10 protein-coding genes are annotated in these 12593 nt (G+C 67.4%); 6 read left to right on the plus strand and 4 right to left on the minus strand.

From position 1 onward, the window contains the following. Window positions 1-158: 158 nt before the first annotated feature. The 4 genes from ABXJ52_RS21185 to ABXJ52_RS21200 form a co-directional block, all read right to left on the minus strand. Complete coding sequence (locus tag ABXJ52_RS21185; protein WP_367044198.1) at window positions 159-743, minus strand: hypothetical protein; 585 nt, start codon at window positions 741-743, stop codon at window positions 159-161. Between the two features lie 43 nt (window positions 744-786). Further along, a complete protein-coding gene (locus ABXJ52_RS21190; protein ID WP_367044199.1) occupies window positions 787-5202 on the minus strand; it encodes an RHS repeat-associated core domain-containing protein in 4416 nt (1471 codons plus the stop codon). A 5-nt stretch (window positions 5203-5207) separates the two neighbouring features. Then, window positions 5208-5522: a hypothetical protein gene (locus ABXJ52_RS21195; protein ID WP_367044201.1), complete on the minus strand. Its 315-nt coding sequence runs from the start codon at window positions 5520-5522 to the stop codon at window positions 5208-5210. Window positions 5523-5693: 171 nt separating this feature from the next. Next, the gene (locus tag ABXJ52_RS21200; RefSeq protein ID WP_367044203.1) at window positions 5694-6533 is read right to left on the minus strand and encodes a serine protease; all 840 of its coding nucleotides are present in this window, start codon (window positions 6531-6533) and stop codon (window positions 5694-5696) included. Between the two features lie 727 nt (window positions 6534-7260). On the opposite strand from ABXJ52_RS21200, the gene ABXJ52_RS21205 reads away from it, so the two are divergent. The 6 genes from ABXJ52_RS21205 (at window position 7261) to ABXJ52_RS21230 (ending at window position 12576) form a co-directional block, all read left to right on the plus strand. After that, on the plus strand, window positions 7261-7998 hold the full coding sequence (locus tag ABXJ52_RS21205; protein WP_367044205.1) for an RcpC/CpaB family pilus assembly protein: 738 nt from the start codon (window positions 7261-7263) through the stop codon (window positions 7996-7998). Between the two features lie 17 nt (window positions 7999-8015). Beyond that, the gene (locus ABXJ52_RS21210; protein WP_367044206.1) at window positions 8016-8930 is read left to right on the plus strand and encodes a hypothetical protein; all 915 of its coding nucleotides are present in this window, start codon (window positions 8016-8018) and stop codon (window positions 8928-8930) included. After that, window positions 8927-10237, plus strand: coding sequence for an ATPase, T2SS/T4P/T4SS family (locus tag ABXJ52_RS21215; protein ID WP_367044207.1), 1311 nt, complete (start codon window positions 8927-8929; stop codon window positions 10235-10237). Before ABXJ52_RS21210 ends, ABXJ52_RS21215 begins: the two co-directional genes overlap by 4 nt. Before the next feature lie 7 nt (window positions 10238-10244). Next, window positions 10245-11306 (plus strand): type II secretion system F family protein, encoded by a 1062-nt coding sequence (locus tag ABXJ52_RS21220; protein ID WP_367044208.1) that lies wholly within the window; start codon window positions 10245-10247, stop codon window positions 11304-11306. Then, window positions 11303-12238 (plus strand): type II secretion system F family protein, encoded by a 936-nt coding sequence (locus tag ABXJ52_RS21225; RefSeq protein WP_367044209.1) that lies wholly within the window; start codon window positions 11303-11305, stop codon window positions 12236-12238. The genes ABXJ52_RS21220 and ABXJ52_RS21225 overlap by 4 nt, the downstream gene beginning before the upstream one ends. Before the next feature lie 86 nt (window positions 12239-12324). After that, window positions 12325-12576 (plus strand): hypothetical protein, encoded by a 252-nt coding sequence (locus ABXJ52_RS21230; protein WP_367044210.1) that lies wholly within the window; start codon window positions 12325-12327, stop codon window positions 12574-12576. Window positions 12577-12593: the final 17 nt, after the last annotated feature.

Here is a 12593-nt window from a genome sequence, read left to right on the forward strand (position 1 = left end):
CCGCGCGGCCACGGCGCGTAAATCGGGCCGGAGGATCCGCTCAGAGCCGGGGCCGAATCGGCGGGCATGTCTAAAAGTTACGTGATTCCGGAGCTCCAGCGGAGAGGCGCCCACTCACCTCCTACCGCAGCAGACTGCCCTTCGTGGGGGTGCCCCACTCACTCGGAACGAGTGTGCTCCAGCCACCGCGCCACGGCGTCTCGTGTGGACAGTGGGAGGTCAGTCCAATGGGCCATGTCGGCGCCGAGCTCCCGGATCTTCTGCACCCGGTGTGGATTCCTCAGGAGGACACAGTCCGTGTACTGCTCCCCCGTCGAGCCACGAGCGATGACGTTGCCGTCGCCGGACAACATCACAAACTCCGGCCGCCCCTGCCCGTTCCCCGTGACGCCGGCCGCGGCGCCGGCCCCGGCCAAGTCCCATTCCGTCTCCAGCGCGACCCGCGCCCACCACAAGGCATTGGAGGGGTCGGATTTTCCCTCGTTCACGGCGAGCAGAAACTCTGGCTTGCTCGAAGGGAACAATCCCTCGCTCAGGCAGAGCCTGTGCCATTCACCATTGAAGCTCTCTACCAGGTTCGGCGCGACGTTTTCCAGACCGACAGCAGCACAGTGACCGTCAGCGGCCGTGGAATTCACAAAGGACGCAAGGTTGGGTGGGATTAGTGGCGCGAGCGAATCAATCATCCCCAGGTACGTCAGGCCGGCTTTGGCCAACGACCTTGCCAATTGTGTTTCCTGCATTAGATCCTCTGTCAAACGCGATCATTCCACGAGGCTGCCTGAGCTACGGCCTCTTTGCCCAGGGGTATGGAATGACCTGGTCATAGTTGTGTGAACCATCTTTGCGCCTGCCGAAGTAGGCAATGTTCCCATCGCCATCGACTACGACCCGTAGCTGGCTCGTGGGGTTTCCGTTGTCGTAGATGGGTGATCCTGCCCACCGTTGTCCAGCTCGGCTGTTACCTCCTTGGTAGAAGTCGGGCCGCTGGTTGTGCGCTGGGCCGGTCATTCGTTGTGGGTAGTTCGGGTTCCTCACGATGCGCCCCACCAGATCATGCGCATCCTGCGGAGTGTTGAACCAAGCTGCACGATCCGCGTTCCCCTCGTTGCGCCTGTCGACCGCATCAATTGAATAGTTCTCATCCGGTACCCATTCACTCGGGGGCGGATCTCCGCACTCTGGTGCGAGACCGAGGGGATCTGACCATGTGCATGGATTGTGTGGGTAGGTAAGCGGGTTGTCCGCGGGGCTGAGCCCGAGTGGATCTGGAGAGTGGTAACGGCCTGTGGCAGGGTCGTAGTACCGAAAGTAGTTGTAGTGCAGACCGGTTTCCGGGTCGAAGTACTGACCTGGAAACCGAAGTGGTGTATAGGCGACGCTTTCCGCAGCCCAGGCTGTCGTACCCCAAAGAGCGGAGCGAGTGTGCCAAGCAACGCTCCCGTCTTCATCGATCAGTTCCGTCGGGGTGCCGATGAGGTCGGTGACAATGGCGTAGAAGCGTTCGTCAATCTGCTCCTGGTCGGCGTCGCCCGCGCATTTGCGTTCCGTCTGGACGAGCGGCCGTGTCCCGTCGTGATCCCATGTGAGAACGACAGGGCCACCGAGCGCTTCATCGTGGGTCGTCTGCTCACAAAGGGTAGTGCCATCCCAGGTGAAGTCGACACGCTCGGCGACCGTCTTCCCGTCGTCCGAGATCCGCTCCTTGGCGATACGCCGCCCGAGGGGGTCGTACGTATAGCGCCACTCCGCGCCGTCCGGGGTGATGACCGACGTGAGCCGGTCCTCGGCATCCCAGGTGTATCGCCAGGTGTCAGGCTTGCGAGAAAGGCGGGTCCTCTGACGGAGCACGATGCGCCCTGCGGCATCGTGCTCGTACCGGGTGCTGCCGGACCGCAGGATCCTCGTCCCCGTGTAGTCGCGCTGCCCTTGTTCTGTCTGATCGGAATGCGCCGCCGGCCAGGAAGCGTCCGTCTGGTTGCCTGCCGAGTCATATGCATAGCTCTCGCGCCATCCATCGGCTCGGACCCCTGTGACACGGCCAACCTTGTTCAGCTGGAAACGTGTTGTGCCGCCGCGCAGGTCGTCCTCGATGCCCGTCACGTACCCGTCCGCTCGGTACCGATATGTACGACCCTGGATGAGACGCTGCTGCGGGCCCGTGACGGTCTGGGTTTCCGGCCGACCCCGCTCGTCGAAGGTCTGGGCGAAGGTAAGGTGCTCGCCTATGTGACGGGCGATCTCGCGCCCTGCCGCATCGTGCTCGAAACGGAGGCTCCGGCCTGCCGCTGTCAGCTCAGTACGGTTTCCGACAGCGTCATACGACCATGTGCTGACGGCCCCTGACGGCGTGGTGCGCCGCACACGGCGGCCGAGACCGTCGTAGTCGTAGCTCAACTCCAGGCCGGCAACTGTCTCCGAGCGCAGTTGACCGGTCTCATCCCAGAGCAGCTCGAGTATGGAGCTCGGTGCGGCCGCTCGCAGCATGCGGCCCGACACATCGTACGAGAACTCGGTTATCCGCCCGGCTACGTCCTTCCTCGTCACTTGCCCGAACGCGTCACGCCTGTACCGAATGGTCTCACCGAGCGGAGTCGCCCGCTCGGCCAAACGGCCTGCCGCATCATGCGTGTAGCGCTGCACCCGGCCGTCGAAATCTGACTCCTCGACCAGCCGGCCAGCCGGGTCGTACTTGTAATCCCAAGTCAGACCTTGCGGATTGGTGACCTGGGTGAGCCGCAGTTCGGTGTCGTACGTGAATTCGTGACGCACCCCGTCAGCACTGGTTCGCGCCGACATGACATCGAAGTTCGAGAATTCGAAGTGTGAGACACCACCATTTGCATCCGTACGATGTGTGCAGTTTCCTTCCCCGTCGTAGAGCCACACCTCCTCCGAGCCGTCGGCCTCGACGCGGCGCGAGAGTCTGCCCTCGACCGTCCACTCCGTGCGGGACCGCGCACCGAGAGCGTCGGTCAGGACGATGTGGCGCCCGAACGCGTCACGCTCGTAGGCGCTCACCGCCCCCAGTGCGTCTGTCACCTCGACGACCAGGCCCGCCTTGTCATTCTGCAGCAGGGTGAGGTGTCCAAGAGCATCGGTGAAACGGGTGACACCACCGGCCTGGTCGTAGCTGTAGCGCGTGGTGCGGCCAACCGGGTCGGTGACTGCCTCAAGATTCCCGGCCTCGTCGTACTCCCGGACCCACCGAGAACCGTCGAGGTCAACTACCAAGGTCGGCAACCCCAGTTCGTTGTATTCCGCGGATGATTCCGTGCCATCTGGCAGCGTCACACATGTCACGCGGCCGTTCTCGCCGTAGGCGTATCGCGTGACGTGGCCCAATGGGTCTGTTACCGACAACAGTTGCTGTTCATCGTCCCATTCCTGGTCGGTGACGTTGCCCAGCGGGTCGGTCTCGCGTATGAGTCGGAAGCCTTCGTTGTGTTCGTAGGTGCGGGTGTGGCCGTGAGAATCGGTGACACGGGTGGTGTGGGTGATGGAGTCGTAGATGAGAGTGGAGGCGAGGGCATTGCCAGTGCCTCCGGTTGCCGTGACCCGGCCCTGGTCGTCGTACGCGTACCAGTACGTGGTCTCGTTCCGGTCGGTCCAGGAGGTGATGCGGCCGACGTCGTCATAGGTGTAACGCAGCGGCAGGCCAGACGAGTTGGTCTCCTCGGTGAGGTGGCCGTCCGTGTCGTAGCCGAACGTGATCAGCGTGGTGCCCGCCCCGGTCGGGTCTGCGGGGTCCAGCAGACGCAAGCCGACGATGCGGGAGAGGTCGTCGTCGCGGTCCAGGGCGATGTGGTACCCGCCCGAGTGGACCACCGCTGCAGGGATGTCGGCCTCGACGTACTCGATGGTGATGCGGTTGCCGTTGCGGTCCTGGATGTACTGGAGCGGGAGATCGACCGCTTCGTCGTCGGCCGCCGGGACCGGGCTGTGGAACACCTGGAGCAGGCCGGTGTCCGGGTCCGTGATCCGGACCGCGCCGTCGATCTCGTCGTCCCAGGTCAGGGAGAGGCGTGAGCCGGGTGTCTCCGGCGTGACGGGGCCGCCCGTCTCCGGGTCGGGCATGGGGAAGCAGAGGCGGGCACCGTCTGCGGCCGCGTACACGAAGCCCTCGTCGTCGGCTTGGACGCGCTGGTCGAGCGTCGAGGCCCAGGACGGGCCGAACCAGCCGCCGAAGCGGTAGGAGGAGAGGTGTGTGCGTTCCAGGAGCAGCGGCAGTACGCCGGGCAGTTGGACGTCCGCCCGTGTGAGGGCCATGTCGCCGGTGGCCACGTCGATGGGGTCCCGGACGAACTTCTTCAGCGCGTTGCGCACCGATGCGGGCAGCTTGTCGAAGCCCGGCCGCATCGAAAGGCGCTGGAACGAGGCGCAGTTGAACTTCATCGCGCCGCGTAGCTTGGCCAGGTCCTTGGGCTTGAGTTTGCCAAGGCCCTTGCCGAGGAGTTTGCCGAGGCCTCCGAGTCCCACGCCCATCGCCGCGCCCAGGGCGAGAGTCTCCGCGAGCTTCTTGGGATCTTTGAAGGTGGACGGGTCCTGTAGCAAGGCGTCCAGGGCCGAATACTTCGCGCCCTGGCCCGCCATCCTGCCGACCTTGGCGATCGACTTGATGTCCTTGAGCGCCTTCAGTGCGCGGGAGAGGCCGCGGATGACTTCGAGTACCGCGCGGATCGTGCGGGCCATCGCCGTGCCGGCGTGCTCGATCCGGCCGATCACCGCCATCGCCTTGGCGAACCGGGCGCCCGCCGCCAGGCTGCCGACGACCGCGGAGGCGCCGCCGGTCAGGACCGAAAGGGCGAGGCCGGCCAGCTCGACCTCGATGATCTCCAGGATGATCACGTTGAGCTCGGTGAGGAGCTCGTGCGCTTCGTCGGCGAACTTGTCCAGCGCGTCCGCGCCGTCGCGCAGCGAGTCGGCCATGGTGGTGGCCTGCGTACGGGTCTTCTTGGCCCGCTTGGAGAACGCGGTGGCGGTCTTGCCTTCCCAGGTCACGTCCTTCAGCGCGTGTTCGGCCTCCTTGACGGAGGCGTCGACCGCCTTGGCCAGCGCGCGCCACTTCTTGGCGATCTCGCGGATGCCGTCGGGGTCGACCGCCGGGTCGGAGATCCCGAGGAACTCCATCATGCTGGCCATGTTGTCGCCGGCCATGTGGTTGAACTTGTTGATGTAGTGCAGGGGGTTGAGGTCGACCACCGGGCTCAGCCTCGCTTGTCGGCGCGCAGAGCAGCTTCGATCAGCACGTCCAGCGCGTCGAAGGCCTCGGACAGGTCGGTCATCAGTTTCGCCTCTGCCTCCCACTCATCGGCGAGGTCCTTCGCGAGATCGGAGAGCGTCTCCATGCCCTCGCGCACATCATCGGTCGCGCTCATCAACGCGCCCAGCGCGCCCAGGGCCGACAAATCGTGCGACTCCGCCTTGAAATCGTGCAAGGGCTTCGCGATGTGATGCGGAGCCTTGCGCAGCAGCGGTGCCGCCTTCGCTATCGACGCCGACTCCTTGCCCAGATCACCCATAGCTGCCGCCCGCCCCCGTAGTTCCATCCGTGCGCATACCCACGCGACCGTATCCGGAGCGAGTCTAGGGCGCGTATGTGTTCTCTCATACAGACGTAAAAGCGCTGGTCAACGGGGTTGGCCTGGTCGAACTCGGCCCAGCGGCGAAGCCGGGCCGAGCTCGCGCACACGTCAGCCGCGGTTCATCGCCCGCGTGACCCTCTTCCCACCCGCCGACTCATCCAACGTCTTCCACACGTTCGACGAGCTCACCGACGTGTACACCCCCGGAGCCCCCTGCGCCCCGCATCCGTCCCCGTATGAGACGACGCCGATCTGGATCGGGGCCCTGCGGCCGGGGACGTTGCGGAAGATGGGGCCGCCGCTGTCGCCCTGGCAGGAGTCCTTCGTTTCGACTCCCGCGCAGAAATTGACCTTTGCGTCGTATTCGGCGTAGCTCGTCCTGCATTCCGCGTGCGAGAGGATCGGGACCTTTACCTCGCGTAGGCGGTCCGGGGTGTTGGGGAGGTCCGTGTCCGTGTTTCCCCAGCCCGCGACCGTGGCCTTCTGGCCGGGGCGGATCAGGGCGTCCGTGCCCTGGGTGGGGAGCGCGATCGGGCTTATCCCCTTTACCGGCTTGCTGAGTTGGATGAACGCGATGTCGTAGGCCTCCTGGCCCTTGAGGTAGCGGGGGTGTACCACCACCCCGCCCTTCGCGACGTTGCGTATCTGGCCCTGGCCCGCGGACGAGAGGACCGTGCGGCCTACCGCCACCTGGAGCTTCTTCGGGCTCAGTGGCTTGCCCGCGTCGTTCACCAGGCAGTGTGCCGCCGTCATGATCGTGTCCGCCGTGACCAGGCTGCCGCCGCAGAACTGGCGGTCCAGCGGGCTGCCGGCGCCCTTGTCCAGCACGGCCGCCATGAACGGGTAGGCATCGTTGGACACTTCGGTGCCGCCGATGATCGCGTGCGCCGCGGGGGTGCCGGTGGCCAGCATGGCAAGGGCGGCTGTAGCCACGCCTGTTGCCGTCATGGCCTTGCGGGAAGCCCTCCGTGAGGGACGTCGGGTGCGCGTGGGAGAGGAAAGTCTCATGGGGGTTGAAATTCTCTTCCGTGTCTAGCAGAGCAGGAATTTCCGGTGCGGCACGCCGTATCGAGCTCCGTTGGTGCGGGCTGGTGCGGGCTGGTGCGGGCTGGCGCGTGCCGCCGGCCTGTCAGACGAAGCAGGCCGAGCCTCGGTTCATCGGCCGACGTATGCGGTTCATCGGCCGACGTATGCGGTTCATCGGTTGACCCATGCGACTCACCGAGTGACGTATGCGGCCGAAGCCCCCCAGCCCTCCACACATGGCCGAACCCCGCCCAACCCGAACCCCCGGGAACCACTCCCGTCCCTCCCCGCGTCATCCGTGCGGCTGACGGATCAACCGCTCATCGGCCGGGCGATCAGCCGGTGTTCCTCGTCACCACGCCCCACAAGCGCCCGTTGCGCAAAGGGGAATTATTCGCGTACGCACATCTCCCTCCCTGCCCGCGATCCCGGAATGCGTGGGAACCATGGAGTACGGATTGCGCGTGGGTAACGATGGGGAGCGAGGGCTCCGGCAGCCAGAACGCGCCTTGAGGGGCTTATGTGCTGCTGATACGGTGCGATGACTTGACACTGTGCCTGGGGCTGAATAGCCCGCCCGAGGTTGGCGAAGAGAGTCGCGAGTGTCTGAAAATGACCGAATCTTCTTGGGCGTGCGGGGAGCAGTTGCGTGAAGATCCAAGAGCGTACGGGGGCGGGCAACAGCCGTTCCGCCGCGCCGGTTCAGCCAGCGGTAGGTGAGCGCCTTCCCGCGCCGCCTCGCGAGCGCAAACCGGCACTCGCCGCCCTGGCCGTTCTGCTCATCCTCATCGGCGCCCTCGGCGCCACCGTTCTCGTGCTGCGCGCGGGGGAGCGGGTGGAGGTCGTGAAGGTGACCGCGGAGATCGCGGCGGGGGAGTCGGTGAGTGAGGACAACATCTCCTCCGTCATGGTCGCCGACGACGCGGGCATCAACTACGTGAAGTGGTCGCAGGTCCCCGAGCTGAAGAAGCTCAAGGCCACCAACACCATCCCCAAGGGCGCCCTCGCCGTGGGCGAGATGTTCTCCGGCAAGAGCGGGCTGCCCGCGGGCAAGTCGGCCGTCGGCGTCTCCCTCAAGGAAGGGCAGTACCCCGCGAGGGGTCTGAAGTCCGGCGACAGCGTGGACGTCTACCAGGTCGGCGACTCCACCTCCGGAGGGAGCTCCAGCGACAAGGGGACCGGCGGTTCCGCCGGCACCGGCACGAGTGACTCACCCATCGTCTCGGCCGCCCGCGTTACCGCTGTCGCGGACAAGAGCGATGCCACGGTGAGCACCGGCTCCCTCGGCATCACGCTCCTGGTGGACAGCGCCGACGCCGCAGCCGTCACCAGGGCCGCGTCCGCCGGTGCCGTCTCTCTCGTCCAAGTGTCTCCCAACGGCAACTAGAGGCGAGTAGAAGAGACATGGCGCTCATTGCTCTCGCCGCTGACAAGGGGTCTCCCGGAGTCACCACCGCGGCCGTCGCGCTCGCAGCCGTCTGGCCGCGGCGCGTCCTCGTCGCGGAGACCGACCCCGCCGGCGGCGACCTGGTCTACCGCAGCGCCGCCGCGCACGGCGGCCCGCTCAACCCCAACACCGGGATGCTCAGCATCGCGGCCACCGCCCGTCGTGGGCTTGTCCCCGATCAACTCTGGGACCACACACAGCCGTTGAGCGGCGGGCTCGAAGTGCTCGTCGGGCTCGGTGTGGCCGAGCAGGCCGCCGGGCTCGCGGGTCTCTGGCCGACGCTCGGCCGCGCCTTCTCGCAGCTCGCCGACTCACCCCACGCGCCCGCCGACGTCATTGCTGACTGCGGACGCATCAGTGGGGACACTCCCGCCGTCGAGCTCTTCCCGCAGGCGGCCCTCGTGCTGCTCGTCTCGCGGACCGAGCCCGAGGCCATCGCCCGCGTACGCGACCGTGCCGCGGCCCTCGCCGCCAAGCTGCACGGCGGTTCACGCGGGGCCGCGTCGCTGGCGACCCCGCTCATCGGCGTACTCCTGATCGCCGATCCGTCGACATCCGCGAAGCTCGTCCACCAGGTGAACGACATGCTGATGGCCGCGCAGACCGGCGCCCGCGTCGTCGGCACCCTCGCCGAAGACCCGGCGGGCGCCGAGCAGTTGGCAGGGCGGAAGCGCGGGCGTCTCGACAAGTCCATGCTCATTCGCTCGGCCCGCAAGGTGACCGTCGACCTTTACCAGCAGTACGGCGCCGCCTGGGCCAACCCGAACACGGGCGTCCACGGAGCCATGGGCGCTCACGGCCACGGCACCGTGGGCATGCAGGGCACGCAGGGCACGCAGGGCATGCCGGGCACCCACGGGACCGGCCGATGAGCGTTCCCGTCGATCATCAGCTCGTCAAGCGGTTCCGGCAGGACGCCGGTGACCGCATCGCCGAGCAGCGCCGCCTGGACCAGGTCTCCGGCGTCACCCCCATGTCGGGCGAGGACGAGCGGCAGTACGCCCGCGCCGTCATCGCCCAGATCCTGGAGGAGTACGCCCGGATAGAGATCAACGCCGGGCGCACCCCGCTGGACGCCGAGACCGAGGAGAAGTACGCGGCCGCCGTGCACGCGGCGCTCTTCGGCGTCGGACGGCTCCAGCCGCTGCTCGACGACCCCGAGGTCGAGAACATCGACATCAACGGCTGCGACCAGGTCTTCGTCGGCTACGCCGACGGCCGCGAGACCAAGGCCGATCCGGTCGCCGAGACCGACGAGGAGCTCGTCGAGCTCATCCAGATCCTCGGCGCGTACTCCGGTCTCTCCTCGCGCCCCTTCGACTCCGCCAACCCGCAGCTCGACCTCCGGCTCCCCGACGGCTCACGTCTGTCGGCCGTCATGGACGTCACGCGACGCCCCGCGCTCTCCATCCGACGTGCCCGCATGGGCAAGGTCTTCATGTCGGACCTGGTGGGCAACGGCACGCTGACCCCCGAGGTCGCCCACTTCATGGCATGCGCGGTGCGGGCCCGCAAGAACATCATGATCGCGGGTGCGACGAACGCCGGTAAGACGACTCTGCTGAGGGCCCTCGCCAACGAAATCCCGCCGCACGAGCGTCTGGTGACCGTCGAGCGCGCTCTGGAGCTCGGCCTCGACCAGTTCGCCGACCTGCACCCGAACGTCGTCGCGTTCGAGGAGCGGCTGCCCAACTCCGAGGGCCAGGGCATGATTTCGATGGCGGAGCTCGTACGCCGTTCGCTCCGTATGAACCCCTCCCGCGTCATCGTCGGTGAGGTACTCGGCGACGAGATCGTGACGATGCTGAACGCGATGTCCCAGGGCAACGACGGCTCGCTCTCCACGATCCACGCCAACAGTTCGAGTGAGGTCTTCAACCGCATCTCGACGTACGCACTCCAGGCCACCGAGCGGCTGCCCATCGAGGCCAGCCAGATGCTCGTGGCCGGAGCAGTCAACTTCGTCGTCTTCATCCAGCGGCGCAACAACTACCAGACCGGCGGCAAGCTCCAGCGCATGGTGACCTCGGTCCGCGAGGTCAACGGCGTCGACGGCCGCGTCCTGTCCAGCGAGGTCTTCGCGGAGGCCGCGAACGGGCAGGTCGTCGCGCACGCGCCGATCGCCTGCATGGACGACCTGGCCGCGTTCGGCTACCGCCCCGCCGGGCAATGGGGGTGAGCACGACATGAACTCACTCGGCTCGATGGGCGGCGTCTTCTCGCTGCCCGTCCTGTACGCACTGGGCTGCGGCATCGCGGTCGGCGGAGGCCTCGCGGTCCTCGCGATCGCGCTGCGCGGGCTGCCGGTGAAGCCGGAGCACGAGAAGCAGAAGGCCAGCGAGCGGATGAGCGAACTCATCCGGTTCGCGGGACAGCGCGGCTCGCTCGCGATCGGCGTGGGCCTCGTGGTCCTTCTCCTCACGCGCTGGGCGGTGGCGGGCATCGCGTCCGGCGTCCTCGTCTTCTTCTGGGACAAGCTGTTCGGCGGCGCGTCCGAGGAGCGGGCCCAGATGAAGCGCGTCGAGGCGCTCGCCGCCTGGACGGAGTCGCTGCGCGACACCATCGCGGGCGCGGTCGGCCTTGAACAGGCCATCCCGGCGTCGGCGCGGGCGGCGGCACCCGTCCTCCGCCCCCACCTGGACGCCCTGGTGGACCGACTGCGTGCGCGTACGCCGCTTCCCGAGGCCCTGCAGATACTGGCCGACGAGATCGACGACGCGTCGGCGGACATCATCGTGGCGGCGCTGATCCTGAACGCGAAGCTGCGCGGCCCCGGACTGCGCCAGGTCCTCGGCGCCCTCGCCAAGTCGGCGCGCGAAGAGGTCGACATGCGCCAGCGCGTGATGTCGCAGCGCGCCTCGACGCGGCGCTCGGTGCAGATCGTGGTCGCGGTGTCGATCGCGTTCGTGCTCGGCCTCTCGATCTTCAACCGCGACTTCGTCGAGCCCTACGGCACGGCCGTCGGCCAGCTCGTACTCGCCTGCGTCTGCGGCCTGTTCGCGCTCGGCTTCTGGTGGCTGCGCAAGCTCTCGACCGTGGAGACCCCGGACCGCTTCCTGGTCCGCGACGAGCCCGGCGTGCAGTTCGTGCGGCCGCGGGGGCCGGGTGCTGTGCCCGGGGCGGGCGCTCCGGGTGAGCAGGCACCGCTGACGGGCCCGGCGGGGCCGTACGGCCAGCCGCAGCCGGGCGCGAGCCCTGGCCAGCCCGGCCAGCCCGGCTACTCGAATCCCGAGGGGGTACGTCGATGAGCCTGACGATGCCGATAGTGATCGGCGCCATCATGGGCCTTGGCATCTACGCCCTCGTCCGTGCCCTGATGCCCTCCAAGCGGAGTGCGGTCGCCACGGTCGCGCGGATCGACGCGATGCGGGCGCGGGGGGCGGCGTACGAGTCGCATCGCTCGCCTGCCGGGGACAGCAAGAAGGCCTCCGGACGCCTGGAGACGACGCGCTCCCGGGTGGGCACACGGGTCGCCGAGTTCTACCTCCAGCAGGGCTGGGAGCAGCGGTCGCTCCGTGCCGACCTGGCGGTGCTGGACCGCAGCTGGGAGAAGTTCCTGGCGACGAAGACGCTGCTGGCGGCCGCGGGGCTCTTCTTCGGGCCGTTCATGTTCGTCATCGTCTGGACGCTGGGAGTCGGTCGCAGCCCGATCATCCCCGTATGGCTCGCGTTGATGTTCGGCGTCATCTTCTTCTTCCTTCCCGACCTCGAAGTACGTCGGGACGCCGCGGACAAGCGCCGCGACCTGCGCCGCGTCATCGGTGCCTATCTGGACCTGGTGTCGATGAGCCTGGCGGGCGGCCGCGGCCTCCCGGAGGCCCTGATGGCGGCGGCTGAGGTCTCCGACGGATGGGCGACGCAACGTATCCGAAGCGCCCTGGCCGACGCGCGGATCACCGGCATCAGCCAGTGGCAGGCGCTCGGTTCGCTCGGCGAGGAGCTGGGCGTCGAGGAGCTCAAGGACCTGTCGGCTTCTCTCGGCCTGGTGGCCGACGACGGAGCCAAGGTGCGCGAGTCGCTCGCCTCCCGCGCGGAGACGATGCGCCATCGCGAGATGGCCGAGATCGAGGGCAGCGCGGGCGAGAAGTCGCAGTCGATGCTCGTCGCTCAGCTGCTCCTGTGCGCGGGCTTCCTGGTCTTCCTCATCTTCCCGGCGGCGATGCGCGTGTTCCAGGTCTAGCTCCAGCGGTCTTTACGAGCGAAGGACGGGCCGGCCGACGGGGGCGGCCCGACAACCTCCCCCCACTCCTGAGAGGACAACTCACCATGAACGGACGGAACTTCAGCACCGGCAACCCGGCTGTGGACTTTCTTGTCACCTTCCTGAAGGGCCGCGTGCAGCGTGCCCGCTCCGGCGAGCTCGACCGCGGTGCGTCCGCGGTCGAGTGGGTCATCATCTCGGCGGTCGTCGTGGCGATCGTCGGCGTGGTCGCCGCCGTCATCAACGGCGCGCTGAAGGGCGGCGCCGAGGACGTCAAGAAGTGCATCGAGGGCGCCGACCAGGACGGCACCTGCTGATCAGCCGTAGACCGGGG

The sequence above is a fragment of the Streptomyces sp. Je 1-332 genome, assembly GCF_040730185.1.
GTDB lineage: Bacteria > Actinomycetota > Actinomycetes > Streptomycetales > Streptomycetaceae > Streptomyces.